This is a genomic window from Flavobacterium sp. A45 (assembly GCF_002001005.1).
Classification (GTDB): domain Bacteria; phylum Bacteroidota; class Bacteroidia; order Flavobacteriales; family Flavobacteriaceae; genus Flavobacterium.
On record NZ_MUNX01000046.1, the window covers coordinates 1 to 23,364 of the forward strand.

A 23,364-nucleotide genomic window follows, 5' to 3' on the forward strand; every position below is an offset into this window, starting at 1 on the left:
CCTTTTTTTGTGTCAAAACTACACTATATCAGGATTGATTAATTTTCTACGTCAAACAATTGCACCTGACTTTTCAATCTTTCGATCAATAAATTCATCATTCGTTTATTTAAGCTAGACGAGTTTTTAATGTAAAGCGCATATTCATCGGTAGTAAACAAAGCGATAATCATACCTTTTAAAGCATTTCTAAATTTAATGTCTTTTTGGATCGCATTTTCAATAATAGAAAGCTTGTTTTCAACCGTTTTGGTATAAAAATCTCTTTTGTATTTGCTAATATAATTTAGAAAAGAGGCAATAAACAAATCATTCTGCAATTTCAAAATTGGCCTAAGTACTTCATTTTGAAACTGCTCCTCTGAAGACGATTGAATATTGATGTCTCCCAATGATTCTCCGCGAATTCCTTTTATCAATTTATCTCTCTGATCCATCTTTTTTTCTTTAAAAATATAAAAATTACTGTTAGCAATGTATTATTTTAGCATTAATAAATGAAAAAACATGAGATTTCACACTAGAAAATGGGTAAAACCAGAAGATTTAAACCCTAACGGCTCCTTATTTGGAGGAAAATTATTGGCGTGGTTAGACGAAGAATTGGCCTTATATTCTATTATACAATTGGAAAATCCTAGAATTGTTACCAAACACATGTCTGAAATCAATTTCAGAAGTTCGGCAAGACAAGGTGATATCATCGAAATTGGGATTGATGTGGTTAAATTTGGACATACTTCATTGGAACTAAAATGTGAAGCCAGAAACATGATGACCCGTGAGACCATAATCACAATAGACAGCACCGTAATGGTAAATTTAGGCGAAGACGGTAAACCAAAAGCGCACGGAAAAACAGAAATTGAATTTGTAAAAGACAGGATAGGTTAGAAGGAAGATGCTAAGTTTATGAGATTCTATGATTGATAAAAATATGTTTAGAAATAAAAAATCACTAAATCTATAAATTTGGATTTAGTGATTTTTTTATTTCTAATGATATTAATAAGTCTTTGCTTCATTTTCAGAAGGCATCACAAAAATCTCCAAATCAAAGTAGGGAACAGCTGCAATAATATGGTCAAAAATATCAGCCATAATGTATTCGTAATTCTCAAAACGCTTGTCTTTGGAAAAAGCATAAACTTCCAATGGAACACCATAAGGAGTTGGCTGTAATTGCCTGCAAAGCATTAACATATCTCGATTTAATCCTGGATATTGATGTAAATACTGGGTGATGTATTTTCTAAACAAACCTAAATTCGTCAAGTTACGACCGTTTATAGCCAAACTTTTGTCTATTTTATGTCCATTATTATAGTTGTCGATTTCGGTTTTTCGAGTATCTATATAGTCACTTAAAAGATCAATTCTCTTTAAATCAATAAGTTCATTATCTTCCAGAAACCTAATACTATTCGCTTTGATGATAATATGCCGTTTGATTCGTCGTCCGTCTGAATTAAGCATTCCTCTCCAGTTTTGAAAAGAGTCGGAACTCAAACTATAGGTAGGAATCGTAGTTGTGGTATTGTCAAAATTTCGGACTTTCACTGTAGCCAGATTGATTTCTATTACATCACCATCGGCACCATAACGATCCATTGTTATCCAGTCGCCAATGCGTACCATGTCGTTTATAGCCACTTGGACGCTTGCCACAAAACCTAAAATAGTATCTCTAAAAATTAAGATAACAACAGCCGAAACTGCTCCCAAAATGGTCAACAATTCCTTTTGGTCAATGTCAAAAAGTTTCGAAAAAATCAATGCGATACCAAACATCCACAGCACAATCATGATAACCTGAATGAAACTGTCAATAGGTTTGTCACTGTAGCGGGGAATCAATTTTAAATAATCTCTTACCGAATTAAAAATGGTTCGGATAATCCATAAAATCAGTAAAACTATGTATGTGGCAACTGTTTTACCAAAAACGTTCTCCCAATATTCAAATTTATCCAAAATCACTGGAACAGATCTAAAGACAAAAAACAAAGGAACCAAATAAGCGATGTACTTTGCCGTTTTATTGGTTACCAATAAATCATCAAATTTGGTTTTGGTTCTTTGGGCAACAAGAGCCATGATCGTTACCAATATAAATCGGAAAACCACATACAATGCATAAGCCAAAAAACAAAGCAAAATAGTATTGAAAAACAAACTCAGATAAGTCGAAGAAGTTCTGCTCATTCCCCAATCTCTGAAAATAGGGTAGAGGAAACTAAAAATGGAATGAATGAGTTTGTTCATATTTTACAAATATTTTTTCTCCACATAAAAAGTACCAAAAGGAACTAATGAAGCAATCAATATAATGCTAAAGACTTTAAAATTCCATTTTTGAGCCTTTTTCAACAAAAAGGCCAATAAAACATAACCTATAAACAATACACCATGGCTCATTCCGACGGGATACAGTAATGTTTTGTAAAGTTCCATATTTGTTGGTTTAATAAAAAGCATATTCGAAAATAAAACCAAATAAGAGATGCCTTCTAAAATGGCTGTAATCTTAAAAATTTTAAGCATTTGTAGTTGTTTTTTAATTTAAAAGCCCAAAATTAAGTAATAACATTCATTATTACAGTATTCGTTTAAAAACTAAATTACTTTTGTATTCTTAAACTTTGAAAATGAGCAAGCGCGATTTAAAAAAATACTTAAATGAACTTACCAAAGAACAGCTGGAAGAGCAGATTCTTGAATTGTATGAAAAATTCCCTCCGGTAAAAGTATATTACAATTTTGTCTTCAATCCAAAAGAGGAAACGCTACTACAGGAATGCAAACTCAAAATATCACAAGAATATTTCCCGCTACAGACAAAAGGAAAAAGAAAAAAGCCAAAAATGAGGCGCTCTGTTGCTCAAAAATACATCAAACATTTCATTTTATTGGGTGTCGATCCTTTTGTAATTGCCGATATCATGCTTTATAACATCGAAATCGCTCAGACTTTCGCATCAGAAAACATCGTAAGACAAGAATTATTTTACAAAAGCATGTTTAATTCATTCGAACAGGCTTTAAAATTCATTATTTCAAATGGAATTATTGGTGAATTCAAGAGCCGATTAATTGCAGTTTCGGATGAAGCCTCCAATCAAAAATGGATCAATCGCACTGATTTCAAATCAAATATTGAACTTTTGGATAACGAAAAAGACCTTTTATAATTAATATTTATTATCCCCGCTTATATTTTTTTAAAACTTTTTGACCGAATAACTGTTTTTTAGGCGTATTTTTGCAAAAATCGAAAAATATACAATGCATCAAGAGAGTTTAGAAATTGAAATCGAAGCCAAAAAAGAACTTTACGCTTACCAGCAAGGGGACATTGACGCCATTTTTGAGCGTATAGATAATGCTCCTGCACAACATCATTTATTATATCAATTGCCTACAGGTGGTGGAAAAACGGTGATTTTTTCTGAAATCGTTCGCCGTTATTTGTCCCAACACAATAAGAAAGTGGTGGTGTTAACGCACCGTATCGAGTTGTGCAAGCAAACTTCGAAAATGTTAAAAGGTTTTGATGTAAAAAACAAAATCATCAACAGTAAAGTAAAAGAACTTCCGGACCAAAATGATTATTCTTGTTTTGTGGCTATGGTCGAAACTTTGAAAAACCGTATCAATGACGAAAAATTACATTTAGATAATATAGGTCTGGTAATTATCGATGAGGCGCATTACAATTCCTTTAGAAAATTATTAAAATCGTTCAAAAATGCATTCATACTTGGAGTTACTGCAACTCCTTTGAGTTCAAACATAAAATTGCCAATGCACCAAAGTTATGATGAACTGATTGTGGGAGACACCATCAATTCATTAATCGAAAATGGTTTCTTGGCAAAAGCGGTTACTTATAGTTATGACGTTGGTTTAACCTCTTTAAAAGTAGGTATTAACGGAGATTACACCGTAAAATCTTCCGATGATTTATACACCAATATGGCGATGCAGGAAAAATTACTGCATGCTTATACCGAAAAATCTTTAGGTAAAAAAACCTTGATTTTCAACAACGGTATCAATACTTCTTTATATGTTTATGAAACGTTTAGAGAAGCGGGTTATGGCATTCGTCACCTTGATAACACCAGCAGTGCCGAAGAACGAAAAGAAATTCTGCATTGGTTCAAGCACACACCAGACGCCATTTTGACATCTGTCGGAATCCTGACAACCGGTTTTGATGAGCCAACTGTCGAAACCATTATTTTGAACAGAGCAACCAAATCCCTGACTTTGTATTTCCAAATGATAGGCCGTGGTTCTAGAAAATTGCCTAAAAAAGACGAATTTACCGTAATTGATTTGGGTAATAACGCAGCCCGTTTCGGACTTTGGAGCGATCCAGTAAACTGGCAGCACATTTTTAAATCTCCTGAGTTTTACTTGGAGAATTTAAGAGATGACAGCGAAATCGAATTGCATTTCAAATATTCAATGCCACCAGAATTGCGTGCCAAATTTAGCAAAACGGCCGTTGTCGAGTTTGATGTAGATGAAGAACACAAATTGGCGATTGCTCAGAACTTAAGATCCAAAGTGGTTTTAGATAAATCAATTGACCAGCACGCTGCAATGTGTGTGGACAATACCGAGGAACTGCAGGAAGCCAAAGCGCTTTCAAAAGAATTGGAAGCCGATATTGAATACCGTGTAAAACGTTTTTCAAAATGCCTTAGTCAATGTAGCAAAAACTACCGAGAATGGCTAATGGACGATTATAAACTAAAAATGACCTTGTTAATCGGAAAAAAATATCGTGAGAAAATCATGAACGAAGCCGATTAATAAAATATCAAATTTCAACATAGAGACGCAATACAATGTGTCTCTATTTTGATTTATATAAATAATTTTCAGGAGCCAATCCCGCTATCCGTTGCAAACGAAGTTCACTGAACTCCGCTTAAAATGAAAGTTAAGTGAAGTAATCTTATAAGCCGAACCCCGGCTTATAAGGATTTCCACTGCACACGAGCGATAGCGAACTGGCGAAGCAATCGGGGCTAAAACAACATTCTGCTATTCAATTAGCATTTTACAATTAAAAAAACACAAAGCATGTCAGCACAATTCTCAGACTTAGGAGTTTCAAAAGGAATACTAAAAGCGATTACCGAAATGGGAATTGTAACCCCAACCGAAATTCAGCAAAAAACCATTCCGCTATTGTTAGCAAACACTACCGATATCGTGGGGCTTGCCAAAACAGGAACGGGGAAAACCGCTGCTTTTGGTTTGCCGTTATTGCAATTGATAGACACCAATGTTGCTGCTGTACAAGCCGTAATCCTAGTGCCTACAAGAGAATTGGGACAACAAATTTTCAATAATCTAGAAAGTTATGCTAAATACCTTCCTGAAGTTTCAATCGCTGCCGTTTGTGGCGGAATCCCAATCAAACCGCAAATTGAAAGATTAAAATCACCAACACATATCGTCGTAGCAACTCCAGGTCGATTGATCGATTTATTGCAACGAAAAGCCATTAGCCTAAAGGAAACCAAATTTCTAGTTCTCGACGAAGCCGATGAAATGGTTTCTATCCTTAAAGAAGCTTTGGACGAAATCATAACCGAATTACCAAAAACATACAGAACCTTTTTGTTTTCGGCGACTATGCCAGGGACAATTAAGCAGTTAATCCAGAATTACCTAAACAAAAACGTTGTGACGGTAAGCGCCAGTATGGAAACTGTCGGTAATCAAGGGATAGATCACAACTATATTGTAGTAGATCCTATAGAAAAACTGGATGTTTTAATGCATTTCTTGAATTCTAAAGATGGTGAGCGTGGTATTATCTTTTGTAAAACCAAAGCTGCCGTTAATAAATTAGCCAAAAACTTGGCAATCAACAGATTTTCATCAGGAGCTTTGCACGGCAGTCTGTCGCAAGGAATCCGTGACCGAATCATGGAACAGTTTCGTGAAGGGCATATCAATATTTTGGTGGCAACCGATTTGGCCGCAAGGGGAATTGACGTAAAAGAAATTTCTTATGTAGTCAATTATCACTTGCCTGATGTCTATGAAGTATACGTTCACCGTAGCGGAAGAACGGCTAGAGCAGGAGCCAAAGGACTTTCTTTGACCGTATTGCAACCCGAAGAAGTGGCTGAAATTGCCGATTTCGAAAGAGAATTGGGAATCCAGTTTACCAAATACAAAAAACCTTCTGTTGCAAGTATTGAAGAAAACAACACGCTTTTATGGGCGAAGCAAATCTTCAAAACCAAACCCAATCACGATGTTGACGCCGAATTAAAAACAAAAATAAAGACCATTTTTCATCATCTTACCAAAGACGAATTGATCGAAAAATTGCTGGCTAATTATATTCTTCAAAACAAAACCGAAATCGCAGAAAAGCCTGTTAAAAAATTTAAAAACTAAACTATTCTGCACTAAAAGCACATAGATTTAGGTTGCATCACTTCTTTATTAGCCACAAATTACACCAAATAGCACTAAAATAATTTGTGCAAATTTTTGTAATTTGTGGCTAAAATAGTTTCGAAAACAAAAGGAGAATACTCTGAAGTACATAGTTTCAACTATTTCTCGAACAATTTAAATAAAATCTGTGTTAATCTGTATGAATCTGTATGAATCTGTGAAATCCGTGGCAAAAAAAATTATCGGTATACTTTGCAGACTGACATATAAAATAATATTCAAATTAAAATTTGTACTTTTATGAGAAACAAAAACTAGTTGTTCTCATAAAAGTCTCAATATGCAAATAGTAATCATAGGAGGAGGTTTCGCTGGAATTAATTTAGCCAAAGAACTCGCCAACCACAAAGGAATTGAAGTAACCCTTGTTGACAAAAACAATTATAATTTCTTTCCGCCACTCATCTATCAGGTAGCCACTGCCTTTTTAGAACCATCAAGCATCAGTTATCCTTACCGAAAGTTTTTTGCAGGCAAAAAGAATCTGCAGTTTCGTTTGGGCGAATTGCTGAAAGTAGTTCCTGCCGAAAACAAAATCATCCTCAATAACGGCGAGTTGCAATACGACCACTTGGTCTTTGCAACAGGCGCCGAAACCAGTTATTTCGGGATGGAAAATGTCAAGAAAAATGCCATTCCGATGAAAACCCTCAATGATGCCATTGAAATGCGCAATGCCTTATTGAAAAACCTCGAAAAAGCAGCCATTTGCAAAGACATCCGCAAGCGAAGAACACTCTTAACCATTGTAGTTGTTGGAGGTGGCCCCACAGGAGTCGAAGTTTCTGGAATGTTTGCCGAAATGCGAAAAAGCATTTTACTCAAAGAATATCCCGAATTAGACACTACTGCCAGTAACGTTTATTTAATCGATGGGGGAGATGCCTTATTATCCCCAATGAGCGCAGCATCACAGGAAGATACACTCGAAGCAGTAACAAAACTTGGAGTTGTAGTAAAACTAAACACCCGTGTCGTGGATTACAAAGACGATACCGTTTTCTTTGCCGATGGAAAAACAATACAAACCAAAAACTTAATTTGGGCGGCAGGAGTTTCGGCAAGGGAATTTGAAGGAATTCCGGCAGAAAGTTACGGTCGTGGCAAACGAATGGCTACCGATGCTTTCAACAAAGTAAACGCTACCAATAACATCTACGCCATTGGCGATACCTGTATTCAACTCAATGATCTAGATTTCCCGGGCGGTCACCCGCAAGTCGCACAAGTCGCTATCCAACAGGGAATAAATCTAGCCGAAAACTTCAAATTAATAGTTCAAAACAAGCCATTAAAACCCTTTAAATACAAGGACAAAGGTTCTATGGCCATCATCGGAAAAAACAAAGCCGTTGTCGATTTACCAAAACCAAAAATGCATTTCAATGGCTTTTTCGCTTGGATGATTTGGTTATTTGTTCACCTAATGTCCTTAATAACGTATCGTAACAGAATCAATACTTTTTACCATTGGATGATTGCTTATTTCTCCAAAGACCAATCGTTGCGAATGATTATTAGGCCTGAGAAGAGAACGAAAGGGGAGGCGTAGCACTAATTTGTTTTTCATTCAACCTATAATTTCTGATTAAAAAACTATACATTTGAAAAACACAAAGCAAAATAAACATTTCTATAACTTCCAAATTTGGATAGTTTTGTGAAGACGGCTTTCCTATGTTGACTAGTACCAACAAGGCTGAAAAAAGAAATATTTCGAAAAACAATAAAATTGAAACATGAAAATAATTAGAAACACCCTTCCGATTTCGGACATATACAATATGATGAAATCAGGAGAATTAACAGTAAACAGGAGCTACCAAAGAGGTACAGGACTTTGGCCTGACAATGCAAGATCATATTTTATAGATACAATATTGAATGACTTCCCTTTTCCTAAGGTTGTAATTAGACAAATAGTTGACTTGAAAACAAAAAAAGCAAAAAGGGAAATAATTGATGGTCAACAACGACTAACTACTATTCGAGACTTTATCGACAATAAATTTAAATTAACGAATGTTAGTAAAAAATATGTAGGAATGAAATATGAGGATTTACCAGAGAGTATTCCTGAGGCATTTCTTTCTTACGAAGTTTCTACAGATAATATAGTTACCGCTTCAACCGAAGAGATTTTAGAAATTTTCAGAAGACTTAACTCTTATACTTTACCATTAAATACTTCTGAAAAAAGACATGCAACATATCAAGGTCAATTTAAATGGTTTATAAGCAATCTAACTGAGCATGTAACGCCATTTTTCGAAAAATACCAAACTTTGACATTAAGGGATATTTCGCGAATGGGTGATGCTGACTTATTGACGGAATGCTGTCAATTAAAATTAGAAGGAATTCAAAATCGAAGTTCAAAAAAACTAGAAGATATTTACAAGAATTATGACATAATATTTGCTAATGAAACCGAACTTAAAGATATAATCACAACATCTTTCAACTTTATTAAAGATAACTTTTCAGAAGTATTTGAAAATTGTAAAATACAATCATATAATTTTTATTCTCTAATGGGAGCTTTAATTTACAATCGTTATGGATTTCCTGACCCAAAACAAGAACTTGCTGGTTTAAACATTATTAATCAATTTTGTGTAAATGTTAATCAAAGTTCAGACGAACTAATAAGAATTTTTACCGAGGCTGAAGATAAACTTGTAAATGGAAATTATCCAGATTTTGTAAACGCTTCTATTGCAACTACTCATAGTTATAAAAATAGATTAACTCGTATTGCAACCCTAATAAATGCTCTAAGAATTCCGTGAGAGATTTAGCTTATAGAAGAGAAAGGTTTTGTGATGTAATTGAAGATTATTCGATTCTTTACACCTATTCTAATGATAAAGAGCAATTAGCATTATCTGCCGGAGTGTTAAATTTTATATGGAATCATTGGAATAACTTTTGGCGTGACTATTGGCTTGCTCATGTTTCGGGTGGCTACGATTTTAATGGCAATAGAATTACACCAATTTTTAACAATTATAATGACAAGCAAAGCTGTCATTATCTTTTATATGCTTGCGGTAAAAAAAGCAACCATAATAATGGTTCGAGTATAGTGGGGGTTCATCAAGAAGCAACATGGGGTGACCCCAATATTATTTCTAACATCGCCACTAAAATGTTACCTTATCATAATCAGATGACATACGTTTTGGGATTATTAAGCCAATACCAAACATTCATTTTACATTTTCAGCGAATAAGAAACAGTTTTATTCATTTAAATAATGAAAATATTTACAACTTAAATAGCTTAACGGGGCATTACATTTTTAATGACAATCATAGATTAATTGACATACTTGAAACTACAGAAATATCTACGTCAACTCGATGTTTTGACAATTTAGTCAATAATATGACAGGTCTTATTCAAAATTTATAAACCGTGCCCGCAAAGTATAGCTGAAATTGTAAAGAACTCAAGAAACCTTAATTAACAATGATAAAATACTTACTATGCTGGTTTCCTATGGTTCTGCTTGCAATTTTAAATGGAGCAGCTAGAGATTTATGGTATAAAAAATACATAAGTGAATTAGCTGCGCACCAAATTTCAACATTTTCCTTAATTATTCTCATTGGAATCTATAGTTGTTTAGTCGTAAAATGGTTACCTCCAAATACGGCAAAGCAAGCATTAATAATAGGAATTGTTTGGTCAATCTTGACTTTGGCTTTCGAATTTGGCTTTGGAATTATACGTGGAAGTTCTTGGAAGCAATTATTATACGCTTATAATTTTACTGAAGGCCAAATTTGGATTCTTATACCGATTTGGGTGGCAATAGCGCCTTACATTGCTTTTAAAGTTATTTCAAAATAATTTCAAGAAACAACCACACCCGCAGTAGTACCAAAACATTAGACGCAACAATAATTATGAAAAATCTAATTTATTTCCATGTCCTTTTAATTACTATGGCATCATTTGCTCAAGAACGTGGTTTTCATTCGAAAAACGACATGAGCGCTGAAGAACCAAGATTTAGTTTTGGCTCTACAAAACATAGAACTGCATCGATTAGTCTGGGGGACATTAACAATGACGGAAAAATTGATGCAGTTATAGCTAATGGAAGACATTGGCCTGAAACAAATTATATCTTCTACAATTCTGGCAAAGGCTTTAATTCGATGATGGCTTTGGATAATTTAAGCTCAACCAGCTATGCTGCTGAACTAGTTGACTTAGATAACGACGGCGATTTAGACATTGTCGAAATAAACGATAATTCACCTCATAGAATTTACACAAACGATGGTTTAGGTCACTTTAAATTTCATTCAGAAATTGCTGAAGTTTCGGATGCCAGAAATGTAGCATTAGGAGATCTGGACAATAACGGATTCATGGATTTCATTATAACCAATAGAGGGCAGCAGAATATGATTTGCTATAATAATGGAAAACTGAATTTTGATTGTGTAAAATTGCAAACTAATAAGAACGCTACCATTGATATTGCTATACAAGATTTAAATGGTGATAACCTGCCTGATTTGGTTCTTGCGAACAGAGACAATATTCCCAATGAAATTTTCATAAACAAAGGGAATCGACAGTTTACAAAAAAACTTGATTTTGGCTCAGGAACTTTTGAAACTCGTTCGGTAGCAATAGCCGATATGAACAATGATGGAATTTTGGATATTGTTACAGGTAATATAAATGGTTCCAATATTATCTACTTTGGAGATAAAAATTTCACTTTCAATCAAACGCTACTTTTTGGCAGTAAAGACACGGATACCTTTAGCATCGCTCTAGCTGATTTCAATAAAGATGGTTTTATCGATATTGTGACCGGTAATTACCTAAAACCAAATAGTGTTTTCCTTAACCTTGATGGAAAAACTTTTGAGGAAATCAATTTAACGGATAGTTCCTCAAGAACTTATGGTGTAACAGTAGGAGATATAAATTCTGACGGATGGATTGATATTGCAATCGCTAATTCGGATGATTTTAATCTTTATTATCTAAATATTTTCCATAAAAAATAACTAAATCGGATGTACTTTGCGTCTTCGAGTCTTTGCGGGAACCCTATTAAGAAAAACCTAGCAAGAAATTCATGAACATAAAGTAAATCCACAATCAAGATTATCTTGTTGTTTCTCAATAACAAAAAAGAAGCTTCCTGTAATTACAAGAGTTTTCTGCATTTGGCTTAATTTGAAAATAGTTTTTATTGGATCTCGTTACAAATCCGAAGATTAGACTTAATTTAGCAGAAAACCAGCTGTAATAAAGAAATAGTATCATCAATAGTGATTTGTTCAATACCTACTATTTCAAAATAATGAATAAAACAAACCCAATGGAAACCAAACAAAACTTCACAAAAATCCTCAAAAATAAATACATACCAACCGCTGAGTTTTATAGCCAAATAATTGACAGTTTACAAGACTACTCCATTTTTACATTAGACAATGATTTCATTATAAATAGCTGGAGTTCAGGTTCTTCAAAAATATTTGGTTACGAAACGGATGAAGTTATTGGTGAACCTTTTGATGTAATATTTACTGAGGAAGATCTAAAAAATGGTATCCCCAAAAAAGAAATTGAAACCGCTTTAAAAGAAGGCAGAGCGACAGATAATAGATGGCACATTGCCAAAGACAAGAGCTTGTTTTATGCTTATGGATTGGTTTTTCCACTCATCGGTTTAAACGGAGAGATGTTAGGCTATGTTAAAGTTTTAAGAGATTTAACTGACAGAAAACAATCAGAGGACGCCATAAAAAATTATGTCAGAGAATTGGAAGAGCTTAATACTCATAAAGAGAGTGTTATGGCAATACTTTCACACGATTTGAGAAGTCCTTTGTCAGCAATTATAGGAACTGCAAAATATCTAAAAGAAAATTTTCGCAAAATGAATCCTGATACTGTGCAGGAAATGCTTGAATTACTTCATAAATCTTCAACAGATGAATTAGAAATGCTTGACTATTTAGTGGAATGGGCAAGAATAAAATATGCCTCAGACACCTTTTCTCCAACAAAATTGAAACTTATTGAATACATTGAAAAAGTTTTTGAGAGTTTAAACGAAACTGCTTCGGTAAACACTATAAATCTTCATCACGAAATCGAAGAGAACACTTCAGTATTTGCCGACAGTAAAATGTTAATTTCCATCATTCAAAATATCGTTTCAAACGCAATAAAACATACAGAAAAAGGAGGTTCAATAACGATTTCTGCAAGTAGTAAAGAGGATAAAATTATTGTTCAAGTGAAAGATACCGGAATTGGAATGTCTAAAGAAATAATGGAAAAATTGTTCACTCCGCAAATGAAAACACTTTCAGAAACCAGAAAAGAAAATAAAGGCGCTGGAATAGGATTATTATTGGTAAAAGGCTTTTTAGAAAAAAATGGCGGTGAAATATGGGTTGAAAGTATCGAAGGGGAGGGTTCTACTTTTTATTTTACATTACCCATTGAGAAACCTTTATATAAAATAGGAAGTTCAGACGAAATTATGTTTGATGAAAGTGCTTAATTTTAGCTACAGCAAAAAAAGACTTAAAATAGAATATTGATATTGATTTCTAATGCGAGGCCACTGAGAAATCAGCTCTAAAAAAATATAATAACATGTTTTTCAACTAATTGTAAAAAACTATTCGTAAATTAGTCATACAATTAAACTAGTATTAATAATAAAAATTAACATTATGAAAAAGTACATTTTACTATTGGGTTTTATGTTTTCGGTAGCTGGATTTTCTCAAAATATTACATCTAAAATTGAGACTGCAAGTGCGGCACAATATGATTTGCTAAAAAAAGTTAATGAATATTATCCAGATATTAGCTTAAGTGATAAAGTTGTCAATTTTTATGTCGGAGATAAGATAATTGATACAAAACAAGAATTTTTGACAAAAAACACAGGATTTTCCGTTTATGAAGTGAGTATTAACCCTGATAACAAAAGAATTGTATTTACTTTTGAATCCGATAAAAATGGAAAAATTTATGGTGCAGTTGTTCTTTTTAGAGGTAATTATGTCAGAACAACCATTAATGAAAGGACAGGTCAGTATGATGTAATGGTGAATGGCAAATCAGTCTATTTGCAAAAGATGTAGCTTTTTGTCTATGCAATAGATTCCTTTGTATTGCAAAACAAGAAATTAATGCCCCATCATAATTTCATCATCCCCTGAATTCACTACGGTTTCCTTGATTTGTCTTTTCCCAATAATCAAAATAATAAAAGCAATAATCGTCGTACAAGTCATAATTACGACCATTGGTACCATAGAATCTTTAACAAAAACACCAACAGCAAAAGAAGATAAAGCGCCAATCCCTAATTGTATCGCCCCCATCAATGCGGATGCGCTTCCTGCATTTTTTGCAAAAGGAGCAAGGGTCAATCCTGCAGTATTGGGATTGGAAATACCCAAACAAGCTAAAAACAGGAATAATAGTGCCATAGTACCATACAATCCTAAATCATCATTCATTGCCAAAATCAAAAAGGCTAAACTAATTGCTATTTGGACAACCAATGCGCCAAAAATCATCTGTTCGCTAGAGAATCTTCTTAATAATAAAGAGTTCAATTGGCTAGAACCTATAAAACTTACGGACATAAAAGCAAAAATCCAGCCGTAAACCGTGGCATCTACTTTTAAAATATCCATAAACAAAATAGGAGACGCCGCCACATAAGTAAACAATCCAGAGAACGCAATCGAACCTGTCAATGCATAGGTATAAAACTGTGGCACTTTGATAATCGCCACAAAATTGCTAATTATTGGCTGGGGTTTCAATGATATTGTGAGATCAGGTTTGTGTGTTTCAGGCAATCCCAATTGTGATGCAATAAGCACCAAAACGCCTAAGCACATCAGTATAAAAAATACAGGATGCCAACCGTAATAAGTAGTTACATAACTTCCAATAGTGGGAGCCAACATTGGCGAAAGCCCAAGAACCAACATTAATTTGGACAAAACATTGGGGATTTCCTTAACCGGAAACAAATCCCGAACCATCGCAACCGAAGCTACAGTAGCCGCACAGCTTCCAACAGCCTGAACAAACCGAAGCCCTATAAATACATTAATATCAGTAACAAAAACACATCCTAAAGAAGCCAAAATATAAACTAAAAGTCCAACAAACAATGGTTTTTTTCGTCCAAAACGGTCTAATAAAGGGCCATATAATAATTGCCCAGCCGAAATCCCAATGAAATAACTTGACAAGGACATCGAAACTTCGGTAACTGTGGTATTCAAATCTTTGGCAATTCCCGAAAAACCAGGTAAATACATGTCAATTGAAAAAGGACCAAGCGCTGTCATGGAACCCAAAATTAATATCAATTGGAAGTATTTGCTTTTAGTCATAATAATTTTGTGTTTTTGCAAAGATACTATATTGAAACATGACTGCTAAACAGTATTAAATTTCGTCTGTTTTTTTGCTTAACTTTAGATTTTGTTAAAAATCGTAATGATTTATAAATAAATTAAGTATGGCTTTAGAAATCTTCTCAGCGGCACCAGACTGCGAAATTGTAACTACACGAATTGTAAACGCATCAATAAATCTTGCATACAAAGCCTGGACGGATCCAAACCATTTAAAAAACTGGTGGGGACCAAAAGGATTCACAAACACTTTCAATGAATTTGACTTACGGCCAGCTGGTAAATGGCGTTTTATTATGCACGGACCAGACAAAGGAAATTATCATAATGAATGTGAATTTGTAAAAATTGACAAACCAAATCTAATCGCATGGAAACGCATTTCAAAACCGCTTTTTAAAGTACTAGCAACATTTGAAGAAGTATCCAACGACAAAACCAAAATTGTTTTTAAAATGATTTTCGACACAGCGGAAGAAAGCAATAAATTAAGACCATTTGTAGTTGACAAAAATGAAGAGAACTTCGACAGACTTGAAGTTGAACTGACAAAAATGACTGAATAAAGTCAAAAAAGCATCCCTTTTCATCATTTACGATATTATATAAAATGAACTATAATTTATATTATGTAAAATAGAATATTTAAAAGCCCCCTAATCAAAAGTATTGATCAAATGTTTTTCAATTTCAAAGAAATCAAATTGTCTACTCTTTTGATTGGTTTCAAATTATACTTTTACAAACTGTACCCTTTCTGTTATCTCTTTAAATAATTTTGAAAATAAATTAAGCAAAAAAAAAAAACATCGCCATAAATGACGATGATTTAAATATACTTTCGTTAGAAATTATTTCACTTTGAAACCTATATCCCAATTATCCCAACTTAAAACAACATTATCGGAGTTAATTTTATAAATCAACTTTTCTGTGCTTGATTGTGATGCTTTTTGTTTAACAGTAACTCTTAACTGATCTTCCTTTTCATTGTACTTATAAGCGCCCCATTGTTTGGATTCTTTATTAAAAATAAGAATACATTGTTTTTCATTTGGAATCACAAAAAAAGAATATTTACCTGCAGGCAATTTTGAACCTTCAATGGTTAAATCTTTATCCGTTTCGAATGCTGTAGCTTCATTGGCTCCAGCACGCCAAACTTCATTAAAAGGAACTAACTCTCCCCAAATTTTCCGTGCTCTTACCGAAGGACTTCCATAATTAATTTGAATAGTAGCTCCATTAATCATTCCAGTCGCTTTTTCGGCTGTACTCTTTGGTTTCTCTTGGGCATTTGCAAATGAAATTGCAAAAAACGATAATAATACGAGTAATGAGATTTTTAAAATTTTCATAGTTTATTTGTTTATTTAGCATTAAAATTAAATAATTGCATCCAATATGATTCTAACACTTAGTATTTTATGAAAAATTTAACTATACCGCAATTTATCAAAATTAGTTTTTAGAGTCTTACTTTTGAAATCTATTTTTATTATTTTTACAAGCATTACTTTACAACAAAACTATGAATACAATTGCGGAAAATATAGCTGATTTTTTAAAAGAATACCCCCCATTCGACAACTTGACTTTTCAAGAACTATCAGCCATAGCTACAAGTATTCGGGTTTTGAATCTGGAAAAAAACGAAACGTTATTCCAAATAAATGACAAACTACACGATTGTTTCTATGTGGTTGCCTCTGGTATAATTCATTTATCCGTTATTGCAGATGCCGAAGAAACTTTGCTAAATAAATGCCATGCAGGTGATGTCTTAGGTTTGAGACCTTTTTTTGCCAAAAACAATTACATGATGACGGCAAAAGCCCGTGAAGAGAGTATTATTTATGCCATTCCAATTATCACTTTTAGACCTTTTGTTGCCAATAATCCGGATGTACTGAATTTTCTTTTGGAAAGTTTTGCTACCAATACCTGGAATCCAAAGGAAAAAGAAAATTTGAGAGGTAAATTGGCAAATGATAATATGGTTTATATTGACCAAAAGTCTGAAATGCAGTATTTTCAGTCACTGACATATAATAGAGTACCACTAACCGCAACTACCAATGACATTGCCAAAGATGTTGCCTTACGAATGACTGAAAATAGTTCCACCAGCGTAGTGATTTGTGAAAATCAATTACCTATTGGAATAGTCACGCACACGGACATGTGTTCCAAAATTGCCACAGGACTGTTCCCCCTGACCGTTACCATGAAAGCCATTATGTCATCTCCAGTTGTAACTGTTGTAGAAAATGTTTCTTTGGCAGAAGCGCAACTTTTGATGCTAAAAAATAATGTAACCCATTTATGTGTCACTCTGGACGGAACAGATAAATCCCAAGTGAAAGGAATGATTTCTGAGCATGATTTGATTATTGCCCAAGCCAATAATCCGGGTGTATTAATCAAAGAAATCAAAAGAACTTCCAATGCTAAGGAATTAAAACATCTAAGGGACAGATTGACCGAATTAATTCAAAATTCAATCCATAAAAATATTCCGCTTTCCAATATCAATAATATTGCAAGCGAAATAAATTCAGCAATATTAAAACGTGCCGTGGAGTTATCTATTTTAGATCTCGGCTCCCCTCCTGCGCGATTTGCATGGTTAAGTATTGGAAGTCAAGGCAGAAAAGAGCAATTATTATTGACAGATCAAGACAGTATATTGATATTTGAAGATGTAGCTCCTGACAAATATAGAGATGTAAGGGATTATTTCTTGAAATTAGGAAAAAGAACAACTACAACACTTGAAAGAGTCGGTTATGAATTATGTCCAAATGGGCACATGGCTAGCAATATTCTTTGGTGTAAATCATTGACAGACTGGACTAAACAATATGATAGCTGGATGAATACTCCAGGAGAAAACAGCAACGACCTAAGCAGTATTTTCTTTGATTTGGAACTTGTTTTTGGAGAAAAAAAGATATTTGAAACGATAGAAAATGTCATTCTAAAAGATTTAGATCACAACACATTATTTTTTGATTTTCTAGGTAATGATGCTTTAAGAAAAAATTCTCCTCTTACTTTTTTCAAAAAATTTGTAGTAGAAGAAGATGAACCGCATAAAGATAAATTTGATATAAAAACCAGAGCCTTAATGCCGCTTATTGACGGAGCAAGACTATTTGCACTGCATTTTAAGATTAAAGGATTAAACAACACCTACCTTCGATTTAAACAATTAGCCATTATTGACACCAAAAACTCAGATATTTATCTAAATTGCGCTGAAGCCTTTTTGATTTTATCAAAATTTAGAGTCAATGAAGGTCTAAAAAATGAAAATTCAGGACAATTTATAAACCTGAGCGAACTAACAAAATTAGATAAAGAAAAATTAAAGAATGCCTTAGCCCCAATGAGAGAATTAGAAGAATTAATTAAAAGTAATTTCAAACTAACGCAATTTTCATAATGATGCTCGATTGGCTAAAAAATATTAATAAAGAATATCCTGATTTTTGGAAAACTTATCTTTCTAAGTTTGATCATAAATCAAAGCGATATGTCATATTCTCTACTGAAACTTCCGGACTAAATCCTGACAAAGATGTTATTTTATCGATTGGCTCTTTTGCCATCGTAAACAACAAAATTCATATCGGAGACAGTTTTGAATCTATTTTACTACAATACAAGTATTTTCACGATAATGGCTTATCAAATGAATTTATTTTGGAAAGCAAAATGAAAAAATTGAGTGAACCAGAAGCCATTCATGCTTTTATAGATTACATAGGAAATGCAGTTTTAATTGGGCATCATGTTGATTTTGATGTCGATATGATTAATAGCGCACTGATAAGATTGGATTGTGGTCGATTAAAAAACGAAGCTTTGGATATTGATGTCATGTACAGAAAACTGATGGACATTAACGATAAACAATTTTCTCTTGACGAATTATCAGACATTTTTAAATTACCAAAAAGCTACCGAAAGTCCCCCTCAGAGGATGCTTACACAATTGCTTTGTTGTTTTTAAAATTGAAAACAAGATTAGGAATTAAATAGACTATCCAGGGCTATTTGCACAATGTAATTATTTTTTGAAATCGCCCATGATTAGTAATGGAAACTGGACTAATTGTATTTGACGTGGTATCTAAAATATACGGAATCCCATTCTCTTTTTTTATATTTTCTAAAGAATTCAAAGATTTTATTTTATTAAAATAAATAATTTCTGAAACAGCAATTGAATAAATATAAGAATTTTCTATAAAAGTTTGGGTGTAAAAAATATAACCATCAATTGAAACAGTTCCGAAAATTTCATCCTGATAATAACATCGTAATCGAGCCGGAAAATAACCGTTGATTCCGGTTTCTCTGTTGTAAATTTTATAAGCCGCTTCTTTTCTACTCCATAAATTCCAGACCATAAGTTCTGGATTTGAGTTATTCAGAATCAAGTTTTGTTCCTGTTTTGTAAAAATTTTCTCTAAAAAACCTTTCCTTCTCCAATTGCTTTCTTTTCTGGCTATGTCAAGATCAATGATATCATTTCCTATCATCCTTTTAACAGCTCAGTTTCAATAATGGCGATAGCTTCTTTTACGTTTGTCATCTGTTTCATTGATTCGTTATCGATTATAATATCAAACTTTTCTTCAATATCCAAGATCACATCAACCAGATTAGCCGAATTTATTTTTAAATCATTTATAAAATCTGTCTCTTCAGAAATAGATTCAAAAGCTACCTGATCTTGAATATAAGGCTTCACTATATTTTTCAATTGTTCGAATGCTTGTTCTCTATTCATAAAATTATCCTTTTAGTAACTATTTAACATTAAGACCACTAATATATTATTTTTTTAAAAGCTACGCATCCGTTTACATCCCCAAAACCAAAACTGGCCTTTAGAATGATATTTAAATCGGTTTCAATCAATTTTACTGGAATTCTGGAAGAATCGACTATTGCCTCAATTTCGGGATGCAGATCTTCACAATTACGATTCGGAAATACAAATCCCTGATACAGTTGAAAAACAGTGGCTATGCATTCAATACTTCCAGCCGCTGATAAACAATGTCCCACGGTCGATTTCAATGAATTTACATAAGGAAAATCAATTCCTTTACGGCCTAAAGCCGTACTCCAATTCAAAATTTCTAAACCATCCTTCGTAGTTGCTGTAAGATGACCATTAACAGCATCAACATCATGCCCTGTAATTCCTGCATTTGTCATCGCACTTTGAATACAATTTTGAACAGCCACAGGATTTGGCGCAGTTAATGTTCCCAATCCTCTTTGTCCGCCAGAATTTAAGGCCCCTCCTAATACTTCGGCATATATTCTTGCTCCACGTGCCAAAGCAGTTTCTAGATCTTCTAAAACCAAAGCCCCTGCTCCACTACCAGGAACGAATCCCGATGCACTGGCTGACATTGGTCTTGATCCTGTTTCAGGCGATTGATTGTGTTTATAAGTACAGACCCGCATTGCATCAAAGCCTCCCCAAATATAAGGTCCCGAATCACTTGTACTTCCTGCTAAAATACGCTTAGCCTGTCCAGACTGGATGCGTTCGTATCCAAGAATAATGCTTTCAGTTCCAGTAGTACAAGCCGAAGAATTAGATGTAACCCAATTTCCCAAACCCAATTTCCCTCCTAAATAAGCACTTACACCACTGTTCATTGTTTGAATTACTGAAGTGCTTCCTAAATTCCTGACTTTTAAATCATCAATTTTATAAATACTCTCCCGAAATTTATCAATTCCAGAAGTTCCAGAACCAAAAATAGTTCCGCTGTCCCAATCGGGTACATCAAACCGTTCCATTGATAATCCAGCATCTTTCCAGGCATCAATTCCTGCAATAACACCATATAGAATTCCTGTTGAACTAAAGTTTCTAAGTTCCAGTTCCGTAAAATACTGTAACGCCAAATCGATTGATACATCAGGCATTCCGGCAATTTGACACGAAAATTTCAATCTTTCTAATTCTTCAAAATATCTGATTCCAGAAATCCCATTTTTTATTGCATGCTGAAACGCGTCAAGTCCTACTCCATTTGGAGCAACCACGCCAAGACCTGTTATAACAACACGATTTTTCATTTTTAAATAATAATAAACAAAAATGACTGTATAGTCATTTTTTAATTTTCCTGCCCTATCATACCTGCAATTATACCACTGCAGACCACATCACCTTTCTCATTCTGCATACTGACTTTACATTTTAACTTTCCAAATCTAAAATAGATTTTTTCAGAAACTACTATAACTTTTTCGTTTGGATAAACAGGTTTTAAAAAATCAATACCAACTGATGTTAAAGCAATTACTGATATTTTACTAAACTCTTCATTCAATAAAAAAATACCCAGACAAACCACACCAATCTGAGCCATAACCTCTGTCAGAATCACTCCCGGCGTTACTGGATTCTCTCTAAAATGACCTTTGTAGAAATCCAGATTCTCATCAAAAGTAAACTCTCCTTCCACTCCATCTTCATCTATCCTGATGATTTTATCCACAAACAGAAATGGTTTGGAATATGGTAATTTTGAAATTATATCTGTGTTCTCCATCTTTCAATCAAAATTATTCTAAAACTGCAACAACACCCTTTGAGCTGAAAATCCAGGACCAAAACTTAACATCAAGCCTTTTGATCCTTTTTTTGGATTTTTATCCATAAATCGTTCTAAAACATACAATACGGTAGCACTAGACATATTACCGTATAGTTTTAAAACTTCTTTGGTATCATCAATATTTTTTCCATAGCCAGAAAAGAGCTCTTCAACAATTTGAATGATTTTTTTTCCACCTGGATGAAAAATCAAGTGGTCAATGTCTGCTATTTTTAAATTATTTTTTTGCAGAAAAGGATGCACAATAGCATCGAAGTGAGAAGCTATTGTCTCTGGGACTTCAATATCCAAAATCATCTGTAGTCCGGAATTAGTGAGATTAAATCCCATCATATCTATTTTGTTATAAAAATGATACATCTCTTCGTCTAAAATTTCAGGACCTTCCTCATCATCAACTGAAGAAAGCAAAACACAGGCTGCTCCATCACCAAAAATAGCCGCACTTACAATATTTGCCATTGAAAAATCATCCAATTGAAATGTAGCTGTAGGACTTTCTACCGCAATAACAGCCGCTTTTTTACCCCGATTAGCTTTGAGAAAATTCTTGGCATATATAATACCCGAAACCCCTGCAGCGCAACCCATTTCAGTAACCGGCAGCCTTACAATATCCTGCCGCAATTTCAAACTATTGATTAAATAAGCATCCAAAGACGGAATCATGATGCCCGTACAGCTCACTGTAATGATATAATCCAAATCCTCTGGCTGCCAATGCGCTTTTTTCAAAGCCTTATCCAAGACTTTTTCTCCCAAATCGATTACTTCCCTGATGTAAATATCATTTTTCTCTTCAAACGAAGTATTTTCAAAAACGGAAATCGGATCCATTATTGAATACCGTTTATCCACTTCTGCTCCCTCAAATATTTTCTTTACTTTTCGAATAAAACGTTCTTCTTGACCCTCTAGCCAAATATCCAAGAAAGGAAGAATTTCCTCAGTAGTTCTTGAAAACTTAGGCAATTGCTTGGTAACACATTTTATTTTTACGCTCATTTGTTTTGTTTTGGGTCAAATTTTAAATTATAAAAACAACATTCATTTATTTTTCAACAATCCATTGGTAACGAAAAGCCCACTTCCAATTAATATTATATTTTTTAAACTTCAAATTTTCTGAAAACGCAACCAATTCATGTTTTTTAAATCCTCTCAAAATAGAAGTCAATCCATCTTTTCTAGACATTTCATTTAGTCTAAATACAAAACAAAGTGCTTGAAACAATCGATAAGCTACCGTATTTCGGTGCAGATCATTTATAACAAAACCAAGTTTTGAATTTTTATTAAACAGTTTAAGTAATTTAATAATATCCTCATTTTTAAAATGATGCAATATCAACGTACACAAAACTATATCATATTTCATCTCACTGAAAGATTCATCAAAAACATCTTCACATCTATATGTAATATTTGAATATTTCCTAGACAAATCGGCCGCATAATTTACTGTAAACTTATTAGCATCAATCCCAATCAACTGCAGATTTAAATTATTCTGAAAACCAAAATCAGCTAATCTCCGTAACATATCGCCATTTCCGCAGCCAACATCAACTATGGTAACCTGATTGGAGGCAGGAACTTTTTTTAGCAGTTTCGCTGCGCCTCTCAAAGTCAGTTTATTCCCTCCCAAAAGCTGATTTATTTGAGCAATTTTATCCAAAGCCTCCTTCAAGACATCTCCTTCCATCTGAAAATCGTCCATTATTTCTGAATCGTCTGTTCTATGTTTGGCTTTTATAAACATCAA

General features: G+C 33.7%; 25 protein-coding genes. 14 read left to right on the forward strand and 11 right to left on the reverse strand.

The genetic code is table 11. The features are described 5' to 3' along the window. Window positions 1-38: 38 nt before the first annotated feature. Entirely contained in the window at window positions 39-437 is a 399-nt protein-coding gene (locus tag B0E44_RS02355; RefSeq protein WP_077370600.1) for a glyoxalase, read from the reverse strand. Window positions 438-507: 70 nt separating this feature from the next. On the opposite strand from B0E44_RS02355, the gene B0E44_RS02360 reads away from it, so the two are divergent. Further along, entirely contained in the window at window positions 508-894 is a 387-nt protein-coding gene (locus B0E44_RS02360; RefSeq protein ID WP_077370601.1) for an acyl-CoA thioesterase, read from the forward strand. A gap of 111 nt (window positions 895-1,005) precedes the next feature. Here B0E44_RS02360 and B0E44_RS02365 read toward each other — a convergent pair whose 3' ends face one another. Together B0E44_RS02365 and B0E44_RS02370 are read right to left on the reverse strand one after the other, a co-directional pair. Then, window positions 1,006-2,265: a mechanosensitive ion channel family protein gene (locus B0E44_RS02365; RefSeq protein WP_077370602.1), complete on the reverse strand. Its 1,260-nt coding sequence runs from the start codon at window positions 2,263-2,265 to the stop codon at window positions 1,006-1,008. 3 nt (window positions 2,266-2,268) lie between these two features. Continuing rightward, window positions 2,269-2,544 carry a DUF3817 domain-containing protein gene (locus tag B0E44_RS02370; protein ID WP_077370603.1) on the reverse strand — a complete coding sequence of 92 codons (276 nt, stop codon included), beginning with the start codon at window positions 2,542-2,544 and terminating at the stop codon, window positions 2,269-2,271. 104 nt (window positions 2,545-2,648) lie between these two features. Between B0E44_RS02370 and B0E44_RS02375 the strand changes: the two genes are divergently transcribed. From B0E44_RS02375 to B0E44_RS02420, 10 genes are all read left to right on the forward strand, one after another. Then, window positions 2,649-3,191: a DUF6155 family protein gene (locus B0E44_RS02375; RefSeq protein ID WP_077370604.1), complete on the forward strand. Its 543-nt coding sequence runs from the start codon at window positions 2,649-2,651 to the stop codon at window positions 3,189-3,191. 94 nt (window positions 3,192-3,285) lie between these two features. Further along, window positions 3,286-4,824, forward strand: coding sequence for a DEAD/DEAH box helicase (locus B0E44_RS02380; protein ID WP_077370605.1), 1,539 nt, complete (start codon window positions 3,286-3,288; stop codon window positions 4,822-4,824). Between the two features lie 273 nt (window positions 4,825-5,097). Next, complete coding sequence (locus B0E44_RS02385) at window positions 5,098-6,432, forward strand: DEAD/DEAH box helicase (protein ID WP_077370606.1); 1,335 nt, start codon at window positions 5,098-5,100, stop codon at window positions 6,430-6,432. A 343-nt stretch (window positions 6,433-6,775) separates the two neighbouring features. After that, a complete protein-coding gene (locus B0E44_RS02390; RefSeq protein ID WP_077370607.1) occupies window positions 6,776-8,047 on the forward strand; it encodes an NAD(P)/FAD-dependent oxidoreductase in 1,272 nt (423 codons plus the stop codon). A 187-nt stretch (window positions 8,048-8,234) separates the two neighbouring features. Then, window positions 8,235-9,287, forward strand: coding sequence for a DUF262 domain-containing protein (locus tag B0E44_RS02395; protein ID WP_077370608.1), 1,053 nt, complete (start codon window positions 8,235-8,237; stop codon window positions 9,285-9,287). Beyond that, on the forward strand, window positions 9,284-9,913 hold the full coding sequence (locus B0E44_RS02400; RefSeq protein WP_077370609.1) for a hypothetical protein: 630 nt from the start codon (window positions 9,284-9,286) through the stop codon (window positions 9,911-9,913). The genes B0E44_RS02395 and B0E44_RS02400 overlap by 4 nt, the downstream gene beginning before the upstream one ends. 57 nt (window positions 9,914-9,970) lie before the next feature. Continuing rightward, window positions 9,971-10,354 carry a hypothetical protein gene (locus B0E44_RS02405; protein WP_165688755.1) on the forward strand — a complete coding sequence of 128 codons (384 nt, stop codon included), beginning with the start codon at window positions 9,971-9,973 and terminating at the stop codon, window positions 10,352-10,354. A gap of 56 nt (window positions 10,355-10,410) precedes the next feature. Then, the gene (locus B0E44_RS02410) at window positions 10,411-11,535 is read left to right on the forward strand and encodes a VCBS repeat-containing protein (RefSeq protein WP_077370611.1); all 1,125 of its coding nucleotides are present in this window, start codon (window positions 10,411-10,413) and stop codon (window positions 11,533-11,535) included. A gap of 299 nt (window positions 11,536-11,834) precedes the next feature. Next, window positions 11,835-13,049, forward strand: a complete 1,215-nt coding sequence (locus B0E44_RS02415; protein ID WP_077370612.1) for a PAS domain-containing sensor histidine kinase — start codon at window positions 11,835-11,837, stop codon at window positions 13,047-13,049. 175 nt (window positions 13,050-13,224) lie between these two features. After that, on the forward strand, window positions 13,225-13,641 hold the full coding sequence (locus B0E44_RS02420) for a hypothetical protein (RefSeq protein WP_077370613.1): 417 nt from the start codon (window positions 13,225-13,227) through the stop codon (window positions 13,639-13,641). A gap of 45 nt (window positions 13,642-13,686) precedes the next feature. Here the strand turns inward: B0E44_RS02420 and B0E44_RS02425 are convergent, their stop codons facing one another. After that, a complete protein-coding gene (locus B0E44_RS02425) occupies window positions 13,687-14,916 on the reverse strand; it encodes a multidrug effflux MFS transporter (protein ID WP_077370614.1) in 1,230 nt (409 codons plus the stop codon). 128 nt (window positions 14,917-15,044) lie between these two features. Here B0E44_RS02425 and B0E44_RS02430 point away from each other — a divergent pair, with 128 nt between their 5' ends. After that, entirely contained in the window at window positions 15,045-15,506 is a 462-nt protein-coding gene (locus B0E44_RS02430) for an SRPBCC family protein (protein WP_077370615.1), read from the forward strand. A 285-nt stretch (window positions 15,507-15,791) separates the two neighbouring features. Here the strand turns inward: B0E44_RS02430 and B0E44_RS02435 are convergent, their stop codons facing one another. Continuing rightward, entirely contained in the window at window positions 15,792-16,298 is a 507-nt protein-coding gene (locus tag B0E44_RS02435) for a DUF2911 domain-containing protein (protein ID WP_077370616.1), read from the reverse strand. A 173-nt stretch (window positions 16,299-16,471) separates the two neighbouring features. On the opposite strand from B0E44_RS02435, the gene B0E44_RS02440 reads away from it, so the two are divergent. Continuing rightward, entirely contained in the window at window positions 16,472-18,388 is a 1,917-nt protein-coding gene (locus B0E44_RS02440; protein WP_077370617.1) for a DUF294 nucleotidyltransferase-like domain-containing protein, read from the forward strand. Between the two features lie 2 nt (window positions 18,389-18,390). Further along, complete coding sequence (locus B0E44_RS02445; protein ID WP_077370635.1) at window positions 18,391-18,987, forward strand: 3'-5' exonuclease; 597 nt, start codon at window positions 18,391-18,393, stop codon at window positions 18,985-18,987. A gap of 11 nt (window positions 18,988-18,998) precedes the next feature. Here B0E44_RS02445 and B0E44_RS02450 read toward each other — a convergent pair whose 3' ends face one another. From B0E44_RS02450 to B0E44_RS02475, 6 genes are read right to left on the reverse strand one after another with little or no spacing between them, the layout of a single operon-like run. Continuing rightward, window positions 18,999-19,490, reverse strand: a complete 492-nt coding sequence (locus tag B0E44_RS02450) for a 4'-phosphopantetheinyl transferase superfamily protein (RefSeq protein ID WP_077370618.1) — start codon at window positions 19,488-19,490, stop codon at window positions 18,999-19,001. Further along, window positions 19,487-19,741 carry an acyl carrier protein gene (locus tag B0E44_RS02455; protein ID WP_077370619.1) on the reverse strand — a complete coding sequence of 85 codons (255 nt, stop codon included), beginning with the start codon at window positions 19,739-19,741 and terminating at the stop codon, window positions 19,487-19,489. The genes B0E44_RS02450 and B0E44_RS02455 overlap by 4 nt, the downstream gene beginning before the upstream one ends. A gap of 38 nt (window positions 19,742-19,779) precedes the next feature. After that, window positions 19,780-21,054 carry a beta-ketoacyl synthase gene (locus tag B0E44_RS02460; RefSeq protein ID WP_077370620.1) on the reverse strand — a complete coding sequence of 425 codons (1,275 nt, stop codon included), beginning with the start codon at window positions 21,052-21,054 and terminating at the stop codon, window positions 19,780-19,782. A gap of 41 nt (window positions 21,055-21,095) precedes the next feature. Then, window positions 21,096-21,533 (reverse strand): 3-hydroxyacyl-ACP dehydratase FabZ family protein, encoded by a 438-nt coding sequence (locus tag B0E44_RS02465; RefSeq protein WP_077370621.1) that lies wholly within the window; start codon window positions 21,531-21,533, stop codon window positions 21,096-21,098. 18 nt (window positions 21,534-21,551) lie between these two features. Further along, window positions 21,552-22,604: a type III polyketide synthase gene (locus B0E44_RS02470; protein WP_077370622.1), complete on the reverse strand. Its 1,053-nt coding sequence runs from the start codon at window positions 22,602-22,604 to the stop codon at window positions 21,552-21,554. Between the two features lie 46 nt (window positions 22,605-22,650). Continuing rightward, window positions 22,651-23,361 carry a methyltransferase domain-containing protein gene (locus B0E44_RS02475; RefSeq protein WP_077370623.1) on the reverse strand — a complete coding sequence of 237 codons (711 nt, stop codon included), beginning with the start codon at window positions 23,359-23,361 and terminating at the stop codon, window positions 22,651-22,653. Window positions 23,362-23,364: the final 3 nt, after the last annotated feature.